Annotated in this window: 20 protein-coding genes; 16 read left to right on the top strand and 4 right to left on the bottom strand. The window is 40.5% G+C overall.

Annotated elements, in window-relative coordinates:
- The first annotated feature begins 4 nt into the window (after positions 1-4).
- The 16 genes from DXD78_RS13315 (at position 5) to DXD78_RS13240 (ending at position 18,394) form a co-directional block, all read left to right on the top strand.
- Positions 5-1,174 (top strand): acylneuraminate cytidylyltransferase, encoded by a 1,170-nt coding sequence (locus DXD78_RS13315; RefSeq protein WP_009038512.1) that lies wholly within the window; start codon positions 5-7, stop codon positions 1,172-1,174.
- A 20-nt stretch (positions 1,175-1,194) separates the two neighbouring features.
- Positions 1,195-2,529, top strand: coding sequence for a hypothetical protein (locus DXD78_RS13310; protein ID WP_009038511.1), 1,335 nt, complete (start codon positions 1,195-1,197; stop codon positions 2,527-2,529).
- Position 2,530: 1 nt separating this feature from the next.
- Positions 2,531-3,985 (top strand): lipopolysaccharide biosynthesis protein, encoded by a 1,455-nt coding sequence (locus DXD78_RS13305; RefSeq protein ID WP_009038510.1) that lies wholly within the window; start codon positions 2,531-2,533, stop codon positions 3,983-3,985.
- A complete protein-coding gene (locus DXD78_RS13300; RefSeq protein WP_009038509.1) occupies positions 3,982-4,977 on the top strand; it encodes a GNAT family N-acetyltransferase in 996 nt (331 codons plus the stop codon). Before DXD78_RS13305 ends, DXD78_RS13300 begins: the two co-directional genes overlap by 4 nt.
- The gene (locus tag DXD78_RS13295; RefSeq protein WP_009038508.1) at positions 4,974-6,089 is read left to right on the top strand and encodes a DegT/DnrJ/EryC1/StrS family aminotransferase; all 1,116 of its coding nucleotides are present in this window, start codon (positions 4,974-4,976) and stop codon (positions 6,087-6,089) included. Before DXD78_RS13300 ends, DXD78_RS13295 begins: the two co-directional genes overlap by 4 nt.
- A 47-nt stretch (positions 6,090-6,136) precedes the next feature.
- The gene (locus tag DXD78_RS13290) at positions 6,137-7,417 is read left to right on the top strand and encodes a nucleotide sugar dehydrogenase (RefSeq protein ID WP_009038507.1); all 1,281 of its coding nucleotides are present in this window, start codon (positions 6,137-6,139) and stop codon (positions 7,415-7,417) included.
- Positions 7,418-7,485: 68 nt separating this feature from the next.
- Positions 7,486-8,550, top strand: coding sequence for a glycosyltransferase family A protein (locus tag DXD78_RS13285; RefSeq protein ID WP_117652763.1), 1,065 nt, complete (start codon positions 7,486-7,488; stop codon positions 8,548-8,550).
- A complete protein-coding gene (locus DXD78_RS13280) occupies positions 8,534-9,682 on the top strand; it encodes an oligosaccharide repeat unit polymerase (protein ID WP_009038505.1) in 1,149 nt (382 codons plus the stop codon). The genes DXD78_RS13285 and DXD78_RS13280 overlap by 17 nt, the downstream gene beginning before the upstream one ends.
- Positions 9,676-10,620, top strand: a complete 945-nt coding sequence (locus tag DXD78_RS13275) for a glycosyltransferase family 2 protein (protein ID WP_009038504.1) — start codon at positions 9,676-9,678, stop codon at positions 10,618-10,620. The genes DXD78_RS13280 and DXD78_RS13275 overlap by 7 nt, the downstream gene beginning before the upstream one ends.
- Entirely contained in the window at positions 10,617-11,726 is a 1,110-nt protein-coding gene (locus tag DXD78_RS13270) for a glycosyltransferase (protein ID WP_009038503.1), read from the top strand. The genes DXD78_RS13275 and DXD78_RS13270 overlap by 4 nt, the downstream gene beginning before the upstream one ends.
- 12 nt (positions 11,727-11,738) lie before the next feature.
- The gene (locus DXD78_RS13265; protein WP_009038502.1) at positions 11,739-12,812 is read left to right on the top strand and encodes a polysaccharide biosynthesis protein; all 1,074 of its coding nucleotides are present in this window, start codon (positions 11,739-11,741) and stop codon (positions 12,810-12,812) included.
- A gap of 45 nt (positions 12,813-12,857) precedes the next feature.
- The gene (locus tag DXD78_RS13260; protein ID WP_009038501.1) at positions 12,858-14,006 is read left to right on the top strand and encodes a capsular polysaccharide biosynthesis protein CapF; all 1,149 of its coding nucleotides are present in this window, start codon (positions 12,858-12,860) and stop codon (positions 14,004-14,006) included.
- A gap of 25 nt (positions 14,007-14,031) precedes the next feature.
- A complete protein-coding gene (wecB, locus tag DXD78_RS13255; RefSeq protein WP_009038500.1) occupies positions 14,032-15,216 on the top strand; it encodes a non-hydrolyzing UDP-N-acetylglucosamine 2-epimerase in 1,185 nt (394 codons plus the stop codon).
- A gap of 7 nt (positions 15,217-15,223) precedes the next feature.
- The gene (locus DXD78_RS13250; protein WP_117652762.1) at positions 15,224-16,435 is read left to right on the top strand and encodes a glycosyltransferase family 4 protein; all 1,212 of its coding nucleotides are present in this window, start codon (positions 15,224-15,226) and stop codon (positions 16,433-16,435) included.
- Positions 16,436-16,452: 17 nt separating this feature from the next.
- The gene (locus tag DXD78_RS13245) at positions 16,453-17,349 is read left to right on the top strand and encodes an NAD(P)-dependent oxidoreductase (protein ID WP_009038498.1); all 897 of its coding nucleotides are present in this window, start codon (positions 16,453-16,455) and stop codon (positions 17,347-17,349) included.
- A 97-nt stretch (positions 17,350-17,446) separates the two neighbouring features.
- A complete protein-coding gene (locus tag DXD78_RS13240) occupies positions 17,447-18,394 on the top strand; it encodes a glycosyltransferase family 4 protein (protein WP_117652761.1) in 948 nt (315 codons plus the stop codon).
- Positions 18,395-18,766: 372 nt separating this feature from the next.
- Here DXD78_RS13240 and DXD78_RS13235 read toward each other — a convergent pair whose 3' ends face one another.
- The 4 genes from DXD78_RS13235 to DXD78_RS13220 form a co-directional block, all read right to left on the bottom strand.
- Positions 18,767-20,890, bottom strand: a complete 2,124-nt coding sequence (locus DXD78_RS13235) for a S9 family peptidase (protein ID WP_009038496.1) — start codon at positions 20,888-20,890, stop codon at positions 18,767-18,769.
- A gap of 37 nt (positions 20,891-20,927) precedes the next feature.
- Complete coding sequence (locus DXD78_RS13230) at positions 20,928-22,259, bottom strand: MATE family efflux transporter (protein ID WP_005836981.1); 1,332 nt, start codon at positions 22,257-22,259, stop codon at positions 20,928-20,930.
- Between the two features lie 102 nt (positions 22,260-22,361).
- Positions 22,362-24,215: a membrane protein insertase YidC gene (gene yidC / locus DXD78_RS13225; protein WP_005836982.1), complete on the bottom strand. Its 1,854-nt coding sequence runs from the start codon at positions 24,213-24,215 to the stop codon at positions 22,362-22,364.
- A 31-nt stretch (positions 24,216-24,246) separates the two neighbouring features.
- Positions 24,247-25,866: a CTP synthase gene (locus DXD78_RS13220; protein WP_008663543.1), complete on the bottom strand. Its 1,620-nt coding sequence runs from the start codon at positions 25,864-25,866 to the stop codon at positions 24,247-24,249.
- Positions 25,867-26,017: the final 151 nt, after the last annotated feature.

Genomic DNA, 26,017 nt, shown 5'->3' with positions numbered 1-26,017 from the left:
AAAAATGAAAACGATAGCATTTATACCGGTAAGAGGAGGGAGTAAATCTATCCCTCTTAAAAACATAAAACTTTTTTGTGGTAAACCTCTGGTCTGTTGGAATATTGAGGCCTTGGAGAACTGTTCTCTGGTAGATGAAATAGTAATAGCTACTGATAGTGATGAAATAGAATGCGCAGTAGTGGCACAATCATATAAAAAAACAGTAATTTATCGTCGTTTAGCTGAAAATGCTTCTGATACAGCTACTACAGAGAGTGTAATGCTTGAATACATTAAATTGGCTAAGCTCAATGAACTTGACGTTTTTATGCTAGTTCAAGCGACCTCACCTTTAACTGGAACTCTCCATTTTACAGAAGCTCTTTCTATATATAAGCAAGGTAAATATGATTCTATGTTGACTTGTGTCCGTAATTATCGTTTTTTTTGGAATGAGGATGGTACCCCTTTAAATTATGATTACCATAAACGTCCCCGCCGTCAAAATTTCTCGGGTATGTTGATGGAAAATGGTGCATTTTATATTAATACCATAAAGAATATTTTAGAAAAAGGTAATCGTTTGAGTGGAAATATTGGTATATATGAAATGCCAGAATATACAGCTTTTGAAGTTGATGAACCTGACGATTGGATTATTTTAGAAAAATTGATGCAAAAGCATATACTTTCACGAATCGAAAGGCCAAGAAAAATCAAATTGTTCATTAGTGATGTAGATGGTACGTTGACAGATGGAGGGATGTATTATGCTGAACCAGGATATGAACTCAAAAAATTCAATACTCGTGATGGAATGGGCTTTCAGCTTTTGCGTGAGGCAGGTATTAAAACTGGTATCATAACTAGTGAAAATACTCGGATGGTAGAAGATAGAGCTAACAAGTTGAAAATAGATTATTTAATTCAAGGTAAACATGGGGAGGGTAAGTTAGAGGCTGCTATGGGTATTTGTGAACAAGAAGGTATATCGCTTGATGAAGTGGCTTATATAGGCGATGATATAAATTGTTGCAAATTACTTAATGCTGTAGGTATAAAGGCTTGTCCTGCTGATGCTTGTGAAAAGGTAAAGCAAATTGATGATATTCTTTTAATGAATAAAAAGGGAGGCGAAGGGTGTGTGAGAGAATTTGCAGAAAAGATAATTGATTTTCTTAAAAAGGAGTGAATTTTTAATTTCATTTTCGAATGGATTATTTGGAAGATAAAAAACTGCTAGAGTTACGTTTTAGTAATGGAATGATGATCTTACCATTTGTGCGATATAAATTGTTATGCAGTAAGAATCAAGATAATACTTCATCCTCTAGTAGAAATCCAGTGTCTAAACCTACTATTTTTTTTAGATTATTTAGTAATCTAATCCGAATAAGAGTAAAGAAGAAAAAACTTGTATTTTTCTCTTCTACTCTTTTTAATGTAGAAGTAGAAGGCGAAAAAGGGATTTATTATAATTCAATGGATGGTTACTATTATGATCTATTTCCTGAGGATAGTCTATTGATTGAAGATGCTGATGAAGAATTTAAATGGCGTGCCAAAAATTCTTATAAGTCAATGTCATTTATAAGAACTTATTTGCTGTTTTTGTCTTTTACACTTAGTCGTGTTTTTAATAAGATTAAACCTATAAGGAGAATAGACTTTGATTATATAATTAAAAATTATCCTGAACTTTATACAATTGAAGAGTTAGGGCGTTTGGATTATTTTCATCGCATATATTATTCTTTGATAAAATGGGTCTTAAAAAAGACACAATGCAATTTGATTGCTGTAAACTGTGGTTCGTACGGTGAAACTTATGCTCCTCTAATCAAGGCTGCTCACGATTTAGGTATTAAAGTAATAGAAATGCAACATGGTGCTATTTTGCAATCTCATTTAGGCTATCATGCAGATGATTTTATTGTAAATCATGATGAATATGCAACTTATCTTCCTGATATTTTATATAGCTTTGGTGACTATTGGAAACAATATATAGATTGGAAGTATGAGATTATTTCGGTTGGCAGTCCTCATCTGAATCGGTATATTAAGCAATATGCCAGTGAGGAAGTGATTAATGATTTTTTAATAATTTCACAACCTTCCATTCGAGAACATGTGTTGTCTTTCGCAAAAGATTTGGCGTCTTTTTATCCGGAAAAGAAGATTGTGCTTAGATTACATCCTCGTGATGTCATCCAGTTCTATCAAGAGATTATAGATGAATATTCCAATCTTTCGTTATCATTTTCAGAAATAAATCTTTATAAGGATATTTCGCAGTCGCATTACATTGTGGGTGGCTATTCTACGTGTTTATTTGAAGCTATGGCTTTTCATAAAAAGATTATCATTATAGACATTCCCATCGTGCGCAAATATTTTCCTGCAGATGTAGGTGTTTGGGTGAAGTCTGCGATAGAATTAGAGATGTTGGATAGAGATAATTGGAATACCATAGATTCAAGTCAATTATGGGCTGATGGATTTGAAGAGAAAGTGAAGCAAAGGTTAAAGGGGTATACCAAATAACATGACTGTAAATAAAATACTGAAAAATTCATCTTTATATACTTTTTGTGCACTATTGCAAAAAGGCACTGGTTTTTTGCTATTGCCAATTTACACAACTTATTTAAAGCCGGAAGATTATGGTATAATGAATTTGATAACATCTATAACGGGTTTCCTTTCTATTTTATTTCTTGTTTCTCTTCATGCTGCTGCTGCCCGTTTTCATTTTAAATATGTTACATCTAAAGGTCAAGCTATAGTGTGGGGAACTATTTTGCTAATGGTACTTTTTAATTCCGCATTCTGGGGATTGATTTGTATCATTTTCCATGATGCCCTTCTGGTTCCTTTGGCAGAAGGAATACCTTTTTATCCTTTGTTGCTTCTTGCCATATTAGGGACAATGCTTAGTCCTTTGTATTTGTTTTATCAGCAATGGCTTCAATGTACACAAGATGGCTTAAGATATACATTAAATTTGATGTGTAATTTTCTATTGCAAGTCTTTTTAAATTTACTCATGTTGATGGTATTTCATCAAGGTGTATTAGGTATAATTATATCCTCATTCATAGTATCAATGATTTTCTTTATATATTCTATGATTAGTTTTTTACCTCATATTACATTGTGTATTAATAAAGAAATATCAGTTGCTGCTTTTAAATACTCGCTGCCATTGATTCCCCATTCTGTTTCAGGATATTTATCTGTCATGTTAGATCGCATATTATTGAATAAGCTTATTGGTATTCAGCAAGTGGGCTTGTATGGCGTAGCTAATCAATTTGGCAATATTCTTAACTTATTTACTTCGAGTATTAATCAAGCTTTTACTCCTTGGCTTTACCAAAAGTTGGAGAAAGAAAATGAATCATCAAATTATAAATCAATATATAAATTTGCCGAAATTTCCAATGTACTGTGTTGTTTTGTTGCTTTGGTTATCACTTTCTTTTCGCCTGAATTCATACGGCTCATGACCACAGACGAATTTTATTCATCTTGGCAACCGATTGTATTTATTACATTTGGGTATGTTTTAAATGGACTATATTTCTTTTTTTCCAAATCTCTATTTTTCTCCTATACTAAATATGTAATGATTATAAGCCTCTCCACAGTCTTATTGAATTTTGTATTTAATATGATTCTTATTCCTAATTATGGCTATCTAGGGGCAGGTGTTGCATTTTTGCTATCTCAATTTGTAAGTTCAGTTATCTCATTGCTTTTGTCAATGAAGTTAGTTCCTTATCTTAGATATTATTGGAAAAAAATGTATTTTTTTTGTTTCATTTTTTTTCTATTGTGTATTTCAATTTTTTTCTTTCAGTTAGTAGATGATTTGTGGTATAGATTGATACTGAAAATTGCTTTCATGCTAAGTGTGTTAGGGTGTGTCTCTTATATTTATAGGCATAGTTTGCGTTTATTCAAAAATCAAATATTAAATAAGAATAAGTATATATGATTGTACGTTATTTATCCGAGGATGATTATGAAGTATGGAACCATTTTGTCGACCAATCGCCTCAAGGTTTTTTGTGGGATTATTCTTGGTGGCTTGATGCAATAACAGATTCGGATTTTAAAATTTGTGCGCTTTTTGATGAAGATAATCTTATTGTTGCAGGTTTAGCTCTTCCGTATTTTTCATCGGGGAATATTCATCAGCCCCCATTGACGCAATCATTAGGTATGTTGTATGAAGATATGAGTAAACGTAATAATATGCGTTTACAAAAGCAGCTTACTAATCAAAAAGAATATTCTAATCAAATCATAGAATTCGTTATGAAGGATATAAAACGATTTTCTATGCATTTCAACTACAATTATGATTATTGGTTGCCTTTGTATTGGAAAAAATTTACTCAAACTACTTTGTATACTTATGTGATAGACTATTCTAACTATGTGCTTGAAGAGGAATTTAAACGGTTTAGTAAAGGACATAAATGGATCTTGAATAAAGTCGAGAAGAAGTCTGATTTGCAGGTTGTAAAGACTGATGATGTGGAAGAGTATCTTGTAGAGTCTGATAAAACTTATTTGCGTCAGGGACTAAAGAAACCTTATTTTAATGATACAGTCCGGAAATTATATAAGGAAGTTATGAAAAGAGGTATGGGGACGATATTGAAAATAGTGGATTCTCAAAATCAGATACATGCAATAACATTTTATCTTCATAACCAAAAAGAAGTATATTATTGGCTGGGAGCCAGCGATGAAAAACTACGTGATAGTGGGGGACATACTTATCTTACATGGTATGCAATACGTTATTTTTCGTCAAAAGTACACTTTTTTAATTTTGGAGGTTCAATGATAGAGCATGTAGAACGAAACTTTAGAAATTTCAGTTCTAAGCCTCGTCAATATTTTAAATTACAATATGGTTATGATACTACTTGGCAATATGCGAAAAATTTGATAAATAAAATGCTTGGAAGAATATGATAGCACGTTCTAAACCCAATGTAGATTATAATTTTTTGTGGGAGTGTATTTGTGGAAAAGGACAACAAATTGATAATACTATATCTAATAGTTTTTTTTTTAATAGTGGAGCTTCTTCCTTGCTTTTCTTTTTGAATTTATTTGGAACTAAAAAGCGTGTAGGGTTGCAAGTTTTTACATGTTCTACTGTTCTTGATGTAATACAAATGGCCGAGGATAGGGTTGTATTAATGGATATTGATAAAGACTATTTTACTACAACTTATGACATTGTAGAGAAACATATTGATTCGATAGATATTCTTATTCTTTCTCATCTTTTTGGCATTCCCAACCCGGATTATTTGCGTATAAAACAACTCTGTCAATTAAGAGGAGTAGTCTTGATAGATGATTTATGTCAGACTTTTCATGCTAAAATAGGTGGATATTTTTTAGAGGATTTGTCAGATAATTATTTTTATAGTTTCTTTTATGACAAGCCAATTTCAGCTACTTCTGGGGGGATGTTAAAGTTGTCAGATGATTTATATACAAAAGCTTTTGATGTTTATAATGCTTTAGAGAAAGAATCTGATAGTCGTGGAAAGTTGTTATTACGGAAATTATTTTGGATGAGTTACTTGTTGGAACCTCAGTATTATAAATATGATTTTCGTAATAATTCTTTGTGGAATGAAGTATTATTAGGATATTATCCTTTATCATGCCCCCTTCTTTTATTAAGGGCATTGCTTTATTCTATTGTGGGAAGAGTTTTTTGTAAACTCCATTTGGTTGTTAAACATGAATATAAAATAAAGCGCATGTCTGATTTGCAAAAGCAATATGTATTACATATGATTGACAGATTCAATAATAACAATAAAAATTTGATTGCTTATTGCAGAAAAAATCATTTGCATTTACCTTTATATATGTGCAATTCTTTGATAGAATGCTCCTTAGCAAAACGTGGAATTCTTCATGATGGGCCAACTATAAATAAAGAGAATGTAGAAGTTGCTCTATATAATTGGCCATATCTTATTGACTCTGACAATAATTATCCTATAGCAGATTCGGTAATAAAAGAATATGTAAATATACCGATTTGGAGTGATGAGTTTTAATGAGTCTGTATGATTGTATGTTATTATAAATCAATAAAATAGAGTATATGAATTCAATTAAGATTTGCGTAATCGGTCTCGGTTATGTAGGGCTTCCTTTAGCTCGTCTTTTTTCAACAAAATATTTCACTGTTGGGTTTGATATGAATCGAAAGCGTGTGGATGAATTGATGGCTGGGCACGATTCAACTTTTGAAGTCTCTGATGAATTATTGCAAGATGCTATTAGCAATTATGATTTTGTGTGTACTTCAGACATCAATAGAATTCGTGGATGTAATTTTTATGTGGTTGCAGTGCCCACTCCGGTAGATGCGAATAATCGTCCGGATTTGACACCTTTATGGAGAGCAAGTGAAACAGTTGGTAAAGTCATATCAAAAGGAGATATCGTGGTCTATGAGTCAACGGTTTATCCAGGTGTTACTGAGGAGGAATGTTTGCCTGTAGTAGAACGTGTGTCAGGTCTGAAATTTAATAAGGATTTTTTTGCTGGTTATTCGCCTGAACGTATTAATCCGGGCGATAAAGAACATACGGTTGAGAAGATTAAGAAAGTGACTTCCGGTTCTACGCCTGAAATTGCTGATATTGTGGATAATGTTTATAATTCGGTATTGGTAAACGGTACTCATAAAGCCCCTTCCATAAAAGTAGCAGAGGCATCAAAGATTATAGAAAACTCCCAGCGTGATGTGAATATTGCTTTTATGAATGAGTTGGCGAAAATTTTCAATGCGATGGGGATTGATACCAACGATGTGATAGAGGCTGCTTCATCAAAGTGGAATTTCATTAAGTTGAAGCCGGGTTTGGTTGGTGGTCATTGTATCAGTGTGGACCCTTATTATCTGATTCAAAAAGCGCAAGTATATGGTGTGTTGCCTCGTGTGATGTTTTCTGCCCGTCGCCTGAATGACGGTATGGGTGATTATGTGGGCAACCAGGTGATAAAACTGATGAATAAAAAGGGTGTCTTGGTGAAAGATAGTAATGTATTGATCCTTGGTTTTACGTTTAAAGAAAATTGTCCGGATGTAAGAAATACTAAGATTGTTGACATATATCACACATTGGAGGAATATACCAAGAACATAACGGTTTATGATCCTTGGGCAAATGCAGATAAAGTTGAGCATGAATATGGTGTGCAACTCACTTCATCTTCATTAGAAAGCCTGAAAGGCAAATTCAATGCGGTAATACTTGCTGTTGCACATAAAGAGTTTGTTTCTCTTGATATACGTTCATTCTTGAAGAATGAAAATGGTGTTGTGTATGATGTGAAAGGTATTTTGGATAGGGAGATGATTGATGGAAGATTATAAAAAGGAAATGTTTTAGTTGATATAGACTATTGTAATGCTTTTTTAGAGGATTAAAAAAATTGGGATTAATGGAAAGAAGGTTGTTATCAGTAATCATACCTATGTATAATGCTGAAAAGTTTATTGCTAGTATGATAAAAGCAATACAAAATCAAAGTTATACGAATTTTGAAGTCATAATAGTGGATGATCAATCAACAGATAATAGTGTAGAGGTGGTAAAAAAAATGGTTTCTTATGATTCTCGTTTCCATTTGTTTGTTCGTCCAAATTTATTAATAAAAGGTGCTCAGTCTTGTAGAAATTATGCTATAAATTTTGTGAATGGTACATATCTTATTTATTTAGATGCTGATGATTTGATAGCTTCTTATTGCTTTGAACAACGTGTTGATTACCTTGAAAATCATCCCGAATTAGATTTTGCAGTATTTCCTATGATAGGATTTAAAAAACAATTGATGGATGTAGATACTATTTTGTATGGTTATAGAGAAAATGGTAATGACATTTCTAATTTGGTTAGACGCACATTACCTTTTGTTGTTGTTACGAATATATATAGATTAGATTTTATAAGAGAAAATAGCATTGAGTGGGATATAAAGTTAAAATCGTTCCAAGATTCTGATTTTAATTTATCAGTTATTGCTGTTGGAGGCAAATATTGTTATTCAAACTTAAAGCCTGATTATTATTATAGGATTTCTGGTAATGAGCACTCTATATCTAAAAAAATTATTACTTCAGTTCATGTTGATTCGCATATTTATTTTTTTGAGAAGCAATTTAATCGGTTACATAATGGTAATCTATATGAAAATGATTTTTTAGTATTTTCAGATTTACTGTTTAAAATATTCTCTTTTAATATGAATTATAGTAATATTAAAAAACTTCTTTCTTGTTCGTTCTACTTAAAACATCCTTTTGTTCGATTTAAGTTGGTTTTAATAGCATGGATAAAAAATAAAATGAATATTTCAAATAAGCTATTTATAAATCTTTCTCTTATGCTATTGTGCCCTATCTATGAGCTTAGATTTCGTCTCGTCTATATTAAATGGTATAGATATCAGTATAAGAGTTGTAGAACATTGATAGACAAGATGTGTAATGAAAAAAATAATTAATCCTTTTTATTTATATATTTATGTTTTTGTAATTATTTTGATGTTATATTCATTGCATTGGTCTATTCTTTTACCTGATTTGTCAATAGAGTTAATAGTCTTTTTGTTGATAACATTTATTCTATCTCTAATTTATGGTCTGCATATTCAAAAATGTAGGAAGTCTTTTTTTTCAAATCCATTTGATGTTTCGATAAATGTTAACAGGAGAGTTGTGTTATTGGGAATATTATATGTATTAGAGTTTTTATATGCTAAACGGTTACCTTTATTAGAGATTTTATTGGGCACGGAAGGATTTGTTCATTTTGGAGGAATTCCGACAATTCATGTACTTCTTGTTACTTATACAGTGTTCTTCAGTACTTTTATATTTCATAGACTAATTTGCAATTTTAGTCGAAAACTTTTGTATAATTTCCTTATAATAGCTTTTTTCCCTCCTTTACTGATGGTAAATAGAGGTATGCTTTTCACGATTTTTTTTGCATGTTTATTTGTGTATCTTTTTTCATTAAAAGCATTTAAACGAAAAATATTGATTTATTGTATTATTAGTATATCCTTGGCATTATACCTTTTCAGTATCATAGGTAGTGTACGTATTAATGACGATGAGAATAGTACAGTATTTGTCGCTTTTACACAGCCAACTGATGATTTCGAATCATTAGGCATATCTAATATGTTTCTTTGGCCATACATGTATATAGCTTCTCCTATTGGTAATCTTCAAAATTGTATTGATATATATCAGCCTACGGGATCATTTTCTACTTTTTTTTGGAAGTGTATATGTCCTGATTTTATTTCAAAACATTTTTATAAGTCTGAATTAGAATCACCTCCTTTGATTTCCCCAGTTTTTAATGTGTCTACTATGTATACTGATGCTTATGCACAACTTGGATACTTGGGTATGGGGATATTATTTGTTATGCAAACATTTGTATTGTATACTGTACTCTTGGCTTTTAGTGCTAAAAAAAATCCATATTATACAACGACTGTAAGTTTATCTTGTTCGGTCGTAATATTAAATGCATTTGCTAATATGTGGACTTTTTCTGCGATTTCATTTCCTATAATTTGGGGACCTATTAGTTATTTTTTACGAAAGATTAGATGGTAGCAATTGTTATAGTGAATTATAATGGCAGTGTTGATACATTAACTTGTATTGAGTCCTTGCTAAAATCGAGTTATACAGATTATCGCATAATAGTCGTTGATAATGCTTCAACTCCTGATTCATTGAATATTCTTAGAATGGGATTAGAAAAGTATGGGAGTTTTGAATCAAAAAATGGAAAAATAGTTTATTTTAATGGATTTGTTACTCTTATTCTTTCTAGTAGAAATTGTGGTTTTGCGGGCGGAAATAATATAGGTGTCAAATATGCTGTCGATACTCTGAAACAATTAAAATACATTTGGTTATTAAATAATGATACAACTGTTAAACCGAATACATTATATTGTTTAGTTAATTACATGAGTAATGCAGATGTTCAATTAGGTATTTTAGGAAATAAACTATTGTTTTTAGATGATCCTACAAAAATTCAAGCAATTGGAGGTGTATATAATAAATGGTTTGCACGTTGTAAACATATTGGGGCTTATGAAACGGATAGAGGTCAATACGATAATCCAATACCAGTAATGGACTATGTGGTAGGAGCGTCCATGTTTGTTAGAAAAACATTTATTGAGGAGGTTGGATATATGTCAGAAGACTATTTTTTATATTTTGAAGAATTGGATTGGATTCTTCGAGGTAAAGCTTGTGGTTGGAATATAGGATATATTCCAGAAGCCATAGTTTTCCATAAAGAAGGGGGGAGTACAAAAGAAAAAGGGATAATGATTAGTGAATTTGCAGATATCTGTCAGTTAAAAAATCGTATTCTTTTTACGAAAAGATTTTATCCTTTGTGTTTGATATCTGTATTGCCGATGTGTGCGTTTACTATCTTATTACGCTTAATTAATGGGCGCATTTCACGTTCAAAAGTATTATTCAAAGAATATATAAGAGTAATTCTTAATTTATTTTTAAACAGATGAGTAATAGCCTTTTTCATATTTATGCTGGTACACAAGGTTCTGCAGGTCTATATATTAATGAGATAATTAAAGCTCTTGATTTAGCTAATATAAAGCAAAATGCATTTGTCAGCTATTATTATCCGTTTAAAAATGGAAAAAAAATTTTTTATCGTTTTACGGATTTAGCAGCAGGAAAGAAGAAAACTAAGTATAGGCCGTATATTAGATATGTAGAATTAATTTGTGGCTTACTTATCATTTTTTTTGAAGCTCTATTTAAACGTCCTCGATATATAAATTACTCTCTTAATTCTTCATACCTTCCAGAATATGCTTTTTTGGTTTTAATAAAAAAAATGTTGAAAATAAAACTCATAATAACTTGTCACGATGTGGTGCCTTTTGCAAACTCATATTTAAATATTTCAAAGGAAAATAGTCGGCGTGCTTATTTGTTGAATATGGCTGATTTCTTGTTGGTACATAATGAAAATTCAATAGTAGATTTGATGCAATATTATCAGATAAAGCCTTCAAAAATAATTTGCCATCCTTTTCCTATTATGGATTTAAATCCGTGGATAAAGGCAGATATAACAAAAACAATAGATTTCCTTTTTATTGGCCATTTAAGATGTGAAAAAGGGATAAATATATTATTGGAATCGTGGGAAAAATTTAGCAGTTTATATCCTGAAGCTAATTTATATGTTGTAGGGAATAATCCACCAAATTCAGGTATTGATGTTACTAAGTATAAGAAGTATAATATAAAGTTTGTTCTTCATTATGTAGATGATGCTGTTTATGCACAATATATAGCATCGGCGAAATGTGTAATACTTCCGTATTTAAGAGGAACTAATAGCGGAATACCTTCATCTGTATATTCATTAGGGTCTGACTTGATAGTATCTGATATTCCTATGTTTAAAAATAATCCATTGATTGGCAAAGAATCTTATTTTGAATGTGGCAATAGTAACTCTTTATTTGAAAAAATGTGTTCTTTTTATAAAGAGTTACATAAGGAAACTTCTATTAAAAAAGAAAGGATAGATTCATATAGGCAATCATTTAATAATCAGGTCGTGCAATTATATTCTCAATTATTGAATAAATAATAGTATTTTTATATGTCCATCTTCAAAGATAAAGTCCTCCTTATCACCGGAGGCACCGGATCTTTTGGTAATGCCGTATTGCGTCGTTTTCTTGATAGTGACATCAAAGAGATCCGTATTTTTAGCCGTGACGAGAAAAAGCAGGATGACATGCGTCATCACCTGCAAAATTCCAAAGTAAAATTTTACATTGGTAATGTCCGTGACCGCCAGTCTGTGGACGGTGCCATGATGGGAGTGGATTATGTGTTTTCCGCCGCCGCCTTGAAGCAGGTTCCCAGCTGCGAGTTCTTCCCGTTGCAGGCTGTGCAGACCAATGTGATCGGTACGGACAATGTACTGGAATCCGCCATAGCGCATGGTGTAAAGAATGTGGTGGTGCTTTCTACCGACAAGGCCGCCTATCCCATCAATGCCATGGGCATCAGCAAGGCCATGATGGAGAAGGTTGCCATAGCCAAGGGCCGTGCGTTGGGTGAGGAAGCCGGTACGACCATCTGCTGTACCCGTTACGGCAATGTGATGGCAAGCCGCGGTTCTGTAATACCGTTGTGGGTGGAGCAGATAAAGAACGGCAGGCCCATTACGGTAACGGACCCCAACATGACCCGCTTCATGATGACGCTGGACGATGCCGTGGATCTGGTAATCTATGCGTTTGAGCACGGGCATAACGGTGACCTGTTCGTGCAGAAGGCTCCTGCCGCCACCTTGGATATACTGGCGCAGGCCTTGAAGGAAACATACGCGCAGGTTGATCCGAAATACGGTGAGACGGAGGTGAAGACCATCGGCACGCGCCACGGCGAGAAACTGTATGAGACACTGGTAACCCGCGAAGAGATGGCAAAGGCTGTCGACATGGGCGACTACTACCGCATTCCCTGCGACACCCGTGACCTGAACTATGACAAGTTCTTCACGGAAGGCAATGAGGATATTGCCCGTATAGAGGACTATCACAGCCATAACACCGCCCGCCTGGATGTGGAGGGCATGAAAAAGCTTCTTTTGAAACTCCGTTTCATCCGCGAAGACCTCGGGATGGAGGAAAAGGCGAAGAGCGCGGAAATCAAGAGTGAATAGTATAGCCATTGTTAACTTTTCCATCCTATCCAATCCCATTAGTTTATGAAAATCTTAGTAACCGGCGCCCGAGGGTTTGTCGGCCGGAACCTTGTATCCCAGCTGCACAACATCCGTGACGGGAAAGCCCGTAATTACGGCATTGCGGGTGAGGAACTTACCATCTACGAATATGACATGGACAGTGACTCTGCCGAACTGGATGTCTATTGCAGACAGGCTGACTTTGTCTTCAATCTGGCGGGCGTGAACCGTCCCCAGGATGCGTCTGAGTTTATGAAAGGGAACTTCGGCTTCGCCTCCACGCTGCTTGATACATTGAAGAAGCACGGCAATACCTGTCCGGTAATGATTTCCTCTTCCACGCAGGCCGCACTCGACAACCCTTACGGTGAATCGAAGCGGGCAGGGGAGCAACTGTTGTTCGAGTACTCCAGGGAAACGGGTGCAAAGGTACTGGTGTACCGCTTCCCGAATGTTTTCGGCAAATGGTGTCGCCCCAACTATAACAGCGCGGTGGCCACTTTCTGCAATAACATCGCCCATGACTTGCCCATCCGGGTAAACGACCCTTCGGTGGTGATGCATCTGGTTTACATAGACGATGTGGTGGACGAGCTTATCTCTGCCCTGAGCGGCAGGGAACACCGCAACGGTGATTATTGCGAAGTGCCCGTGGTGCATACCATTACCTTGGGCGGCATTGTGGAACTGATAAGGTCTTTCAGGCAAATGCCCGGTACCTTGTCCGTCCCGGATTTGAGCGATGCCTTTACAAAGAAACTCTATTCCACATACCTCTCATACCTGCCTGAAGAACGGTTCAGCTATCCCCTGAAGATGAATGTGGACGACCGCGGCAGTTTTACAGAGATTATCCGTACTTCCGACCGCGGGCAGTTCTCGGTGAACATCTCCAAGCCGGGCGTTACGAAAGGCCAGCACTGGCACCATACCAAGAACGAGAAGTTTGTGGTGGTGAGCGGACATGGTCTGATACAGCTCCGCAAGATAGGTACGGAGGAAATTGTCAGCTTCGAGGTAAACGGCGGGAGGATGGAGGTCGTGGAGATGATTCCCGGCTATACGCACAACATTGTCAACCTTTCGGAAACGGAAGACCTGGTGACCTTCATGTGGTGCAACGAGTGTTTCGACCCGGCACGTCCGGACACTTATTTTGAAAAAGTCTGAAACGAGTTAAAGAATATAGGAACAGATGGATATAAAATTGGATTATTCGCAAGTCAGGTTTCAGGAGAACGGCAGACTGAAACTTCTGATTATAGTGGGCACCCGTCCGGAAATCATCCGCCTGGCGGCTGTCATCAACAAATGCCGCAGTTATTTTGACTGTCTTCTGGCCCACACCGGCCAGAATTACGACTATAACCTGAACGGTGTCTTCTTCCGTGACCTGAAGCTGAAAGACCCCGATGTGTATATGGATGCCGTCGGCGATGACCTCGGTGCCACGATGGGGAATATTATCAACGCCGGCTACAAGCTGATGGTGCAGGTGAAACCTGATGCCGTGCTGGTGTTGGGAGACACGAACTCCTGCCTGAGCGTGATAGGTGCGAAACGTCTGCATATCCCCATCTTCCATATGGAGGCAGGCAACCGCTGCTTTGACGAGTGCCTGCCTGAGGAGACCAACCGCCGTATTGTGGACGTCATTTCCGATGTGAACCTCTGCTATTCGGAGCATGCCCGCAGATACCTGAACGCTTCGGGCGTGGCGAAAGAACGTACATACGTAACCGGTTCGCCCATGGCGGAAGTCCTGCATGAGAATTTATCCGAAATAGAGTCCAGCGATATTCATCAGAGATTGCATCTCCAGAAAGGTAAATACATCCTGCTTTCCGCGCATCGGGAAGAGAACATTGACACGGAGAAGAACTTCCTGTCTCTTTTCAGCGCGGTTAACGCTATGGCCGAGAAATATGACATGCCCATACTTTACAGTTGTCATCCTCGTAGCAGGAAACGTCTGGAATCAAGCGGCTTTGCACTTGACAGACGTGTGATTCAGCATGAACCTCTCGGTTTCCACGACTACAACTGCCTGCAGATGAACGCCTATGCCGTTGTGAGTGACAGCGGTACCCTGCCTGAGGAGAGCAGTTTCTTCACTTCTGTGGGGCATCCTTTCCCTGCTGTATGCATCCGTACCAGTACGGAGCGTCCCGAGGCTCTTGACAAGGGTATCTTTGTCCTTGCCGGCATTGATGGCAAATCCTTGCTTCAGGCTGTAGATACTGCCGTGGAGATGAATAGGAATGGGGATCACGGTCTGCCGGTGCCCAATTATACGGATGAGAATGTATCGGCCAAGGTCGTGAAGATAATTCAGAGCTATACGGGGGTGGTGAACAAGATGGTTTGGAGAAAATTCTGAAAACGCAATGTCTTCTAAAAGAGTGTGGGTTGTTTCTGAAATATATTATCCAGTAAAAACTTCTACGGGATATTACATGACTGAAATAGCCGAATATCTGGCAGCTAGAGCTATGGACGTGCATGTGTTATGTACTGGGTCTGTATATAATAATGGCGAAAAGCGGTCACGCTTGAATGAGGAATCACGCAATGGAGTAAAGGTTCATAGGGTATATGTACCCAATATTGATAAGAACAACTTCGTAAAAAGAACTCTTAGGTTGTCGTTGTCCAGTTTGTTGCTGTTCGGCAAAATACTAAAGCTGGTAAGGAATGGAGATGAGGTCCTGGTGGTAACCAATCCTGCTTTTCTAATACTGATGATGCCACTTGTTGCATGGATAAAAGGCGTTTCATATAAGATTCTCGTACATGATATATTTCCTGAAAATTTGGTGGCCATAAAGCGTCTGTCTTCTTCCTCCTTCATTTACAAAAGTCTGAAAAGGGTATTTGATGCCGCTTATTCTAAAGCTGTACTTTGTATTTCGATAGGCAGGGATATGAGTGAGGTGTTGAAAAAAAAAATAGGGGATGCTTCCAAAATCTGTTTTATACCTATTTGGGCTGAGAATGGAGTGGTCTTTCCTATGGATAAAGCAGGTACCCGGATTTGTTCATCCTTGAGGTTGCAGGACAGATTTGTATTTCAGTTTGCAGGGAATTTGGGCTATGCCCAAGGTATAGATAATCTGCTGGAAGCTATAGGACTCATTAAAAATGATAACATTCATTTCCTATTCATAGGTGATGGTGCCAAGGCTGGTGACATAGTGTCATATATGAAAAAAGGGACACATAAGAATGTATCCTTGTTGGGTTTCCAGGATCGTGCGAATCAGAATGATTTCTTGAATGCTTGTGATATTGGCATTGTGACTTTATCTGATGGGATGTACGGTTTGGGGGTTCCTTCCAAATCATATAATATAATGGCAAGCGGCAAGCCTATGCTATTTATCGGTGACAGACAGTCGGAGATTGCTTTATGCATTGAAGAATATTCGTTGGGCTGGGTTGTAGAGCCGGATAATCCTAAAATGCTGGCCCGTATGATAGAGCATATCTATTCTAATAGGACATGTCTGTCCGCAATGCAAAACAATGCGAAAACGGTGGCGGATACTGTTTTTGCAAAAGAACGGATACTGGAAAAGTATTATAGACTGTTGAGCTAAGATAACCTATTCATTTTATGAAGCTTTTATTTACCGGAGCCTCAGGTTTTTTGGGTAATGGCATACGTTCCCTTTTGGATAGAATGTATACTGTTGCAACTGTAGGACTGCTATCGCAGAATGACTATACTGTAAATATAGCCAATGAGATTCCTGAATTACATGAACGGTATGATATTATACTCCATGCTGCAGGAAAAGCCCATTCTGTGCCCAGAAGTGAAGCCGAGAAACAGATGTTTTTTGATGTGAATTTACAGGGTACAAAGAATCTCTGTGCTGCATTGGAAAAAGTTGGAGTACCGAGAGTATTTATTTTTATTTCCACGGTGGCAGTTTACGGTTGTGCTTATGGCGAGAATATTACGGAAGACCATCCTTTGAATGGAGACACACCATACGCCATGAGTAAGCGTCTTGCGGAGGAATATCTGCAAAAGTGGTGTTACGAACATAATGTCATTTTAGGCATAATCCGTCCTTCCTTGATTGCCGGTCCCAACCCTCCGGGAAATCTGGGGGCTATGATTTATGGTATCCGCAGTGGGAAATACCTCAGTATTGCTGGCAGTCAGGCACGAAAGAGTGTATTGATGGTGCAGGATATTGCAAAATTAGTTCCTCTGTTGGCAGAAAAGGGAGGCATCTACAATGTATGTGACAGTCATCACCCGACTTTCAGAGAACTTGAGACTACTATTTGCAGGCAACTGGATAAGAAATTGCCTTTATCAATACCGTACTGGGTGGCTAAATGCATGGCTTTGGCAGGTGATTGCTTGGGAAGGAAAGCTCCAATCAATTCCTTGAAGTTAGATAAGATTACGAAATCCTTGACTTTCAGTAATGAAAAGGCGATACGTGAATTGGGATGGAAGCCGACCAATGTGTTGGAAAACTTCAATATAGAATGAATGTATATTTAGGTGTCTTATTGATAGGGCTGGGTATTGTATCTTTAGGATTTACATGTATTCAGCTCTGGTTTTACTGGATAATCAAAAACGGATGATGTATTATTTAATGGTTTTGGTTCTGCTGTTTTTGGCAGAACTTTTTTATTTTAGAGTGGCTGATAGGTACAATATCATCGACAAGCCCAATGAGCGGAGTTCCCATACGAAAGTGACTTTACGCGGTGGTGGGATTATTTTCTATTTCGGGGCGTTTGCCTATTTCCTGACGAGTGGCTTTGAATATCCCTGGTTCCTGCTTGCCTTGACACTGGTGACGTTCATCAGCTTCGTGGACGATATAAAATCCACCGGACAGATGACAAGGCTGCTTTTTCATTTCTCTGCTATGGCTATGATGTTTTATCAGTGGGGACTTTTCTCCTTGTCCTGGTGGTGGATAGTCATAGCCTTGATAGTCTGTACGGGCATCATCAATGCCTACAACTTTATGGATGGCATTAACGGCATAACCGGTGGTTATTCTCTGGTTATTCTTGCTGCGTTGGCCTATATCAATAAGGAGGTGGTTACTTTTGTGGAAGCGGATTTCATCTATACCGTTATCTGTTCCGTTCTAGTCTTCTGTTTCTTCAATTTCCGCAAGCGTGCTAAATGCTTTGCCGGTGATGTGGGGTCGGTGAGCATTGCCTTTATCCTTCTTTTCCTGATAGGCAGGCTCATCATTGAAACGGAAGATTTCAGTTGGATAGTCCTTTTATCCGTTTATGGTGTGGATAGTGTACTGACTATCATTCACCGCCTGATGCTTCATGAGAATATCGGGCTGCCGCATCGCAAACATCTGTATCAGATTATGGCGAATGAGCTGAAGATTCCTCATGTCATAGTCTCTCTGGCCTATATGACAATACAGACTTTTATAATAGTAGGATATATTTATTACCAACAGTATGGCTATATCTTCTTGATAGGGTGTATCTTACTATTGAGCGTAATATACGTACTCTTCATGAAAAAGTATTTTTCAAGACATATCTCTTGAATTACTTTCCCATTACCAAAAGTAATCTTTAATCGGGATATTGGAGTATTGCTTTCCGAATCATTGGTTACTTGGTACAGTTTCTTTGCTGCTTCAAGAAATCTTGGAAATAATGTTCCCCACTGGTTGTTGACAACAATTTTTGTTCCGTCTGCCAATAAAATAACTTCATCAGGCTTAAGAAAGTAACGTTTCTTTAAATCGGGATGAGATTTGATTTTTTCTTGGACTTCTATCAAGGTACGTATTACACCTAATACTTTCAAATTATAGTCATAAAAAATGAATCGGGCGGTGTACAATAAAAACAAATAGTCCCGGATTCTTTGTCAAGAATCCGGGACTATTTGTTTTTATCGTTTTTGAGGGGCTTTACTTAGCCGGCTTCAACCATTTGTCCAGCCATTCAAAGAAGGTACGTTGCCACAGCACGCCATTCTGAGGTTTCAGTACCCAGTGGTTTTCGTCCGGATAGATAAGCAGTTCGGCAGGAACGCCACGCATCACGGCTGCATCGAAGGCGGCCATTGCCTGGTTGGCAAGAATGCGGAAGTCCTTCTCTCCGTGGATGCAGAGGATAGGGGTGTCCCATTTGTCGACGAAGAGATGCGGGGAGTTGGCAAAAGTGCGTTGTGCCGTAGCGTTGTTCTTTTCCCAATAAGCGCCGCCCATATCCCAGTTGGCAAACCATTTCTCTTCCGTTTCCAGATATTGCATTTCCATGTTGAAGATACCGTCGTGTGCGATGAATGCCTTGAAGCGTTTGTCATGGTGTCCGGCAAGCCAATATACGGAGAAACCTCCGAAGCTGGCACCTACGCAACCCAGGCGGTCTTTGTCGACGAAAGGTTCTTTCGCCATTTCGTCAATGGCAGTGAAGTAGTCCTTCATGCACTGGCCGCCATAATCACCGCTGATGGCTTCGTTCCACTCTACACCGAAGCCCGGAAGACCACGACGGTTGGGAGCTACGATGATATAGTCGTTTGCCGCCATAATCTGGAAATTCCAACGGTAGCTCCAGAACTGGCTGACGGGACTCTGAGGACCACCTTCACAGAAGAGGAGGGTGGGGTACTTCTTGTTAGGGTCGAACTGTGGAGGATAAATCACCCAGGTCAGCATCTGCTTGCCGTCGGTGGTCTTCATCCAGCGGGCTTCCACCTTACCCATCTCCAGCTGGTCGTAAATCTGCTTGTTTTCTGTGGTCAGTTGCACTGCTTCTGCAAAAGCGTCGCCGTTGCGTGCACTGTTTACGGCATAGATTTCGTCGCCCATGCTCATGGAGTGGCGTTTGGCGATAATCTTGTCTCCGCAAAGGGCAAGCGAAGCATAGTCGTACATGCCGTCGGTGAGCTGGGTAAGCTTGTCGTTTCCGGCAAGGTCGATGTTGTAAATCTGTGTCTCGCCATGCCATACACCGATGAAGTAGATGCTCTGGGAATCTTTGTTCCACAAGAAGGCGTCCACGTTCGATTCGAAAGCTTTGCTTACAAAACGTTTCTCACCGGTCTCGAGGTTCATGATAAACAAGCGGTTCAAGTCGGCTTCGTAGCCGTCACGCTCCATGCTCTGCCAGGCGATGTATTTGCCGTCGGGAGAGTATTGGGGATTCGTATCATATCCCTTGTTTTCTTCCGTGATGTTTTTGGTTTCCTTGGAGGCAAGGTCGTAGATATAAATGTCGGAGTTGGTGGAAATGGCATACGCCAGTCCGGTTTTCTTACGGCATGTATAGGCCACTTTATCAGAAGACGGGCTCCATGCCAGCTGCTCGATACCGCCCCAGGGCTTCATCGGGCTTTCGTATGGCTCTCCCTCAAGAATATCGGTGACATTGCTGATGGCATTGCCGTCGAAATCAGCAACAAACGGATGGGGAGCAGTAGTCACCCATTCGTCCCAATGCTTGTACATCAGGTCGGTAACGATAATGCCGGTGGCTTTAGGAAGGTCCGGATGTTTGTCTGCCGTACTCTTTACGGTCTTTACCTGGGCAATGAAAAGGAGTTTCTTGCCGTCGGGCGAGAAAGAGAACCCTTCGATGTCTCCCTCGTATTGGGTCAGCTGCTTGCGTCCGCTGCCGTCGGGATTCATTTCCCATACCTGGCTGCTGCCGCTTTCGTTGCAAAGGAAGGCAAGCTTCTTGCCGTCCTTAAACCACGTGGGCTGTCCTTCTTGCCAGGCGTCATGCGTTATCTGGGTATTGTCACTACCGTCGGCATTCATGACGAAGACTTCGCTGTTACTCTTGTTCTGGGGCACGCTGTAATAAGATACCGTGTAGGCAATCTGCTTTTCGTCGGGGGATACGGCCACACTGCCGATGCGTCCCATCGCCCAGAGTGCCTCGGGTGTCATACGCTTTCCTTCAATCTTGATGTCCGACCGCTGGATGAGCGTTGCTGCGTCCTGCTGCTGTCCGGCATCTTTTGTGCCTCCGCAAGAGGCCAATGTCATGGCTGCTGACATAAGTAGTAGATTTACTTGTTTCATATATGTTTTTTGTTTCGGTTATTTCAATGCAAAGATACTAAATTTTCCTTCCTTGCCAATTCCCACGTTTGATATATAGCCAGCAGAAAATGAGAATAAAGCTGGAATAAACCATTTCCGAGGTCCAGCAGATGGCCACGTCGAGTTGCAGAATCAGAATAATGTAGGTGATATAGGCTGTGTAGATGACCAGCGTTGCCAGCTCCATGCCCAATGCAGTACGCGTATTGCCGGTTCCGGAAACTGCCTGGAAATAGACATTGGCAGGAACCAGGAACAGATAGGTGGAGCACATCACCCAAAGCGAATGCACGGCAGCATCCTGCAGGTCGGGTATGTCGGTATAAATTCCCAGAATCAGCTTGGGGAACAGCGCGAAAAGCAATGCCAGCGGAAGTACGAAAACGTAGGCTATGCGTACATGTTGCCGGATAGTGCCTGCCACGCAATCGGAGTGGCCTGCACCGATGAGGTTGCTGACCAATGAACCGCAGGTAGAGGCAAATGCCATGAGTACCATGAACAGTATGCCGGACACATTGCGGACAATGTTGGTCACTGCCAGCGAGCGCTCTCCCAGATGCTCCACATAAAGGAAGAACAAGAACCAGGTGGAGAGGGAGAAGAAATTCTGTATCATGGTCCAGAAAGAGACGTTCAGCATCCGTTTCAATACGTCCAGCCGGAACTTCGGAATACGGTCCAGCCCGTACTTGCGGCAGTCAATACGGCTACGGGTATAGAGGATGAAGAATAACAGCGAAACCAGCTCGGCCAATGAGGAGCCGATGGCGGCTCCGGCAATGCCGAGTGCAGGAAAACCGAATTTACCGAAAATCAGGATATAGTTGAATACAACATTGCTCAACACCATGACGATAGAGTTCAGTGTCAGTGTCTTGGTCTGGGTGGTTCCCAAGAAAAAGGCACGGAACATGACTGCGCTGAACGAGAAGAAGGCACCGAATACACGCCAGTGCAGGTAGCTGGTGGCTGCTTCGTAGATATGTTCCGAGGCTACGATGCGTTTCAGGATAATCGGCGAAAAGCAATAGGACAGCAGGAACATGACTGTCGCCATCCCGACTTGGAAATAGATGCCCTGATAGAACAAGTCACCGATTTCCTTATACTGCCGTTCGCCGTTGCGCCGGGCAATGAGTATCTGTGCCCCGATGCTGAAACCGAAGGCAACCATGAAGATGACCATATAGAAGACACCGGCGATGGCAGATGCTCCCAACTCGACTTCGCCTACACGTCCGAGGAAGGCGGTGTCCGTCATACCTATCATCTGCTCCATAAGGAGGCTGATTAGGATAGGGTAGGCTATGAGCCAGATTTGTTTGTAGGTGTATTTAGTCTGCATAATTTAGAGTCTGTGAATTTTTTCGTTGGTGTAAGGATAAGAAAGCCGGGCAAATGTCATTGTCCGGCTTTCTGCAAAAGAATATCTTGAACGGTAGTCTTACTACTTTTTGTTCTGTTTTTCTTTCATCATCTGTTCCTGCTGTTTCTGCATGGCTTCCAGACGAGCGGCGAAACCGGTTTTCTTCATCTTCTTCGGGTCTTTCTTGTTGGCTTCCAACTGAGCAAGAAGGGCTTCCTCATTGGTTGTCTTGCGCATGATGAGCGTTGTTACCACACTGACTAACGTAGAGATGAAGTAGTAATAGTTCAATCCCGAAGGATAGTCGTTCAATATGAAGAGGAACATGATAGGCATCAGGTATGACATCCACTTCATGGCAGCCATCTGCGGATTGGCACCCGTATCCTGTTGCTGCATCATGTACTTCGTGTTCAATATGTTGGTAACCGTCATCAGCAGGCAGAACAAGCTGAGGTGGCTTCCCAGGAACGGGATATGGAACGGGAAGTTGATGAACGCATCGTAAGTGGAAAGGTCGTCTGCCCACAAGAAGCTCTGCTGGCGGAGTTCAATGGCACTCGGCACGAACATGAACAAGGCCATCAAGATAGGGAACTGTATCAGCATCGGCAGACATCCGCCCATCGGACTGACTCCGTACTGGCTGTAGAGGCCCATCACTTCCTGCTGCTTCTTCATGGCATCTTCCTGCTTGGGGTACTTCTTGTTTATCTCGTCGATTTTCGGTTTCAGTACGCGCATCTTGGCAGAGGACATGTAGGTTTTCCACGTTGCGGGGAATACTACAGCTTTTACGATTAACGTCATGAACAACAGTACGATACCCATGCTCAACCCCCAACTGGACAACCAGTCGAAGATGTTGATGGTGAACCATTTGTTTATCCAGCGGATGAGCGGCCAGCCCAGATAGACCAGACGGTTCAGCTCCCACTTCTCGTCACGCCCCTTGTCGAGTGCGGTCAGGGTCTTGTAGTGATTGGGGCCGAAGTAGAAGAACAGCTGGGTAGGTTCCTTGCCAGCAGGGTCGAACTTCGTGCTCATCTCCGCAGAATAGTCCTTAATGTAGCCGCTGCCTTGAGTCTCCATCTTGGAACTCAGCTTGGTCTTTTCAAAGTCGGCATCTGCCAGGAATACTGAAGAGAAGAACTGGTTCTTGAAGGCAATCCAGTCCAGGCGTTCCGGAACTTCCTTTTCATCGTTCTTGTTGGCAGACAGATAATCGGTACCCTCTCCGGCGATTTTGTAAGTCAGCTCAGCCAGACGGTTCTCGTAGGTGTAACCCTTCTCTATCTGACGGGCACGCTGAGACCACTCGATGTCCACATAATTGTTGGTGGCGGCCAGCTTGCCTTCCATATTGACAGCCTGGATAGTAAAGTCTATCAGGTATGTGTCATTGTGCATGCTGTAGGTAAAGTCGATATAGCTGTTGCTGTCTGCCGACAAACGCATGGTGACGGTACTGTCCGTACGGTTTACTGCGGTGAAATAATAGTCTTCCGTCTGGATAGTCTCTTTCTTGTTGTAAAAGAGGAAATTCATGGAAGCGTCATTGCCGCTGAACAGTGTGACGGGGGTCGTCTTGTCTTGTCCCATGTATTCCTTCAGCGTGGCCGAAGCTATGCGCCCGCCTTTTGTATCTACGGTTATTTCTGCCAGGTTGTTCTGGATGGTTACCTGCGAGTTGGTTCCTTGACGGGCGTCGAAGAAGAGGGCAGTGGAGTCAACGCTTGCTTCCGCTCCGCTTTCGTTGGCCAGGGCTGCTTCCGCCTTGGCTTTCAAGTCGGCTTCGCGCTGTTGCACCTGGGCTATGGAGTCGTAGTAACGTTGCTGTGCTTCCAACTGCTCCTGGCTGGGACGGCTCAGAAAGCTGAAACCTACTAACAATATCGCTATCAGAACAAGACCTGTGATGGTATTTTTATCCATTCTTTGTTGATTACAAATTACTTATTACAAATTATTTCTTTTCGTTTTCATTTTCGATGGCGGCCTTCACGAATGCTACGAACAGTGGGTGCGGATGCAATACCGTACTGCTGTATTCGGGATGGAACTGGGTACCGACAAACCACTTCAATGCGGGAATCTCAACAATTTCCACCAGGTCCGATTCGGGGTTTATACCCACACACTTCATGCCTGCTGCTTCGTAGGCATCCTTGAAGCTGTTGTTGAACTCGTAGCGGTGACGGTGACGTTCCTGGATATGCTCGGTACCATATGCCTCGTATGCCTTGCTGCCTTTCTGCAGAACACATTCGTAGGCACCCAGACGCATGGTTCCACCCATATTGGTGATGGACTTCTGCTCTTCCATGATGTCGATGACATTGTGTGGTGTCTTTTCGTCCATCTCGCGTGAGTTGGCATCGGCATAACCCAGTACGTTACGGGCAAATTCGATGGCGATACACTGCATACCCAGACAGATACCGAAGGTGGGGATGTCGTGCGTACGCGCATATTTGATGGCTACGAACTTGCCGGCAACGCCGCGTTCGCCGAATCCCGGACCGATAAGTACGCCTGCCATGCCTTTCAGGGCTTCTGCCACATTCTCGTCAGTCAGCTTTTCACTGTTCACGAAGTCTACCGATACCTTGCGGTCATTGTAGGTTCCTGCTTGTGAAAGGGCCTCGCGGATGGACTTGTAGGCATCCTGCAAGTCATATTTGCCCACCAATGCGATGTGCAGCGGGGCAGTCTCTTCGGCTTTGTGACGGCGTTCGAGGAAAGCGCGCCACGGTCCCAGTCCCGGAGTGTCGCCGACGGGAAGTCCCATTTTCTTCAAAATGGTAACGTCCAGTCCCTGGCGCTGCATCAAGATGGGCACCTCGTAGATGGTAGGCGCGTCGATGCTCTGCACCACGGCATTTTCGTCCACATTGCAGAACAGAGCCACTTTCTTGCGCAGGGTGGTACTCAACTCATGTTCCGTACGCAGTACGAGGACATCGGGTTGGATACCGGCACTTTGCAGTTCCTTTACGGAGTGCTGGGTGGGCTTGGTCTTCAGCTCACCGGCAGCTGCCAGGTAGGGGACATAAGTAAGGTGTACGCACAAGGCGTCTTTTCCCAGTTCCCACTTCAGCTGACGGATGCTTTCCAGATAGGGCAGAGACTCGATGTCACCCACTGTACCGCCAATCTCGGTAATAACAAAGTCGAATTTGTATTTGTTTCCCAGCAGTTTTACATTACGCTTGATTTCGTCTGTAATATGGGGAATAACCTGGATGGTCTTTCCCAGATAGTCACCCCGGCGCTCTTTGTCGATGACGCTTTTGTAGATGCGTCCGGTCGTGATATTGTTGGCCTTGGTGGTCTGGATGCCCAGGAAGCGTTCGTAATGGCCCAAATCGAGGTCGGCTTCGTGGCCATCCACGGTAACGTAGCATTCGCCGTGTTCATAAGGGTTCAGTGTACCCGGGTCGATGTTGATATACGGGTCAAACTTCTGGATGGTTACCTTGTAACCTCTTGCTTGCAGCAATTTACCGATGGAGGATGAGATGATACCTTTACCTAATGAAGAGGCAACACCACCGGTGACGAAAATATACTTTGTTTCTCCCACAACTATATTATTTTATTAATTGTTTAATCTAATGCCAAGAGCCTATACGGCTTGTCGTTCAGGGTGCGCACTGCTCCCGTCAGTACACGTAGAACTTAAAAAGCGCAAAATTATAAAAAAAAGAGGAAGTAGAGAAAGTTTCGATGAAACA

This window comes from Bacteroides sp. D20 (assembly GCF_003436255.1).
Classification (GTDB): Bacteria; Bacteroidota; Bacteroidia; order Bacteroidales; family Bacteroidaceae; genus Bacteroides; species Bacteroides uniformis.
The sequence above is the reverse complement of the archived record's forward strand: the minus strand, read 5'-3'. Positions and strand labels throughout refer to the sequence as shown.

Excerpts from the sequence above, each read along its gene's own strand:
- DXD78_RS13250 (WP_117652762.1), top strand. The coding sequence starts at position 15,224 with ATGTCTTCTAAAAGAGTGTGGGTTGTTTCTGAAATATATTATCCAGTA.
- DXD78_RS13280 (WP_009038505.1), top strand. The coding sequence starts at position 8,534 with ATGAAAAAAATAATTAATCCTTTTTATTTATATATTTATGTTTTTGTA.
- DXD78_RS13295 (WP_009038508.1), top strand. The coding sequence starts at position 4,974 with ATGATAGCACGTTCTAAACCCAATGTAGATTATAATTTTTTGTGGGAG.
- DXD78_RS13310 (WP_009038511.1), top strand. The coding sequence starts at position 1,195 with ATGGATTATTTGGAAGATAAAAAACTGCTAGAGTTACGTTTTAGTAAT.
- DXD78_RS13265 (WP_009038502.1), top strand. The coding sequence starts at position 11,739 with ATGTCCATCTTCAAAGATAAAGTCCTCCTTATCACCGGAGGCACCGGA.
- yidC (WP_005836982.1), bottom strand. The coding sequence starts at position 24,215 with ATGGATAAAAATACCATCACAGGTCTTGTTCTGATAGCGATATTGTTA.
- DXD78_RS13245 (WP_009038498.1), top strand. The coding sequence starts at position 16,453 with ATGAAGCTTTTATTTACCGGAGCCTCAGGTTTTTTGGGTAATGGCATA.
- DXD78_RS13275 (WP_009038504.1), top strand. The coding sequence starts at position 9,676 with ATGGTAGCAATTGTTATAGTGAATTATAATGGCAGTGTTGATACATTA.
- DXD78_RS13240 (WP_117652761.1), top strand. The coding sequence starts at position 17,447 with ATGTATTATTTAATGGTTTTGGTTCTGCTGTTTTTGGCAGAACTTTTT.
- DXD78_RS13290 (WP_009038507.1), top strand. The coding sequence starts at position 6,137 with ATGAATTCAATTAAGATTTGCGTAATCGGTCTCGGTTATGTAGGGCTT.
- DXD78_RS13230 (WP_005836981.1), bottom strand. The coding sequence starts at position 22,259 with ATGCAGACTAAATACACCTACAAACAAATCTGGCTCATAGCCTACCCT.
- DXD78_RS13270 (WP_009038503.1), top strand. The coding sequence starts at position 10,617 with ATGAGTAATAGCCTTTTTCATATTTATGCTGGTACACAAGGTTCTGCA.
- DXD78_RS13285 (WP_117652763.1), top strand. The coding sequence starts at position 7,486 with ATGGAAAGAAGGTTGTTATCAGTAATCATACCTATGTATAATGCTGAA.
- DXD78_RS13260 (WP_009038501.1), top strand. The coding sequence starts at position 12,858 with ATGAAAATCTTAGTAACCGGCGCCCGAGGGTTTGTCGGCCGGAACCTT.
- DXD78_RS13315 (WP_009038512.1), top strand. The coding sequence starts at position 5 with ATGAAAACGATAGCATTTATACCGGTAAGAGGAGGGAGTAAATCTATC.
- wecB (WP_009038500.1), top strand. The coding sequence starts at position 14,032 with ATGGATATAAAATTGGATTATTCGCAAGTCAGGTTTCAGGAGAACGGC.
- DXD78_RS13300 (WP_009038509.1), top strand. The coding sequence starts at position 3,982 with ATGATTGTACGTTATTTATCCGAGGATGATTATGAAGTATGGAACCAT.
- DXD78_RS13235 (WP_009038496.1), bottom strand. The coding sequence starts at position 20,890 with ATGAAACAAGTAAATCTACTACTTATGTCAGCAGCCATGACATTGGCC.
- DXD78_RS13305 (WP_009038510.1), top strand. The coding sequence starts at position 2,531 with ATGACTGTAAATAAAATACTGAAAAATTCATCTTTATATACTTTTTGT.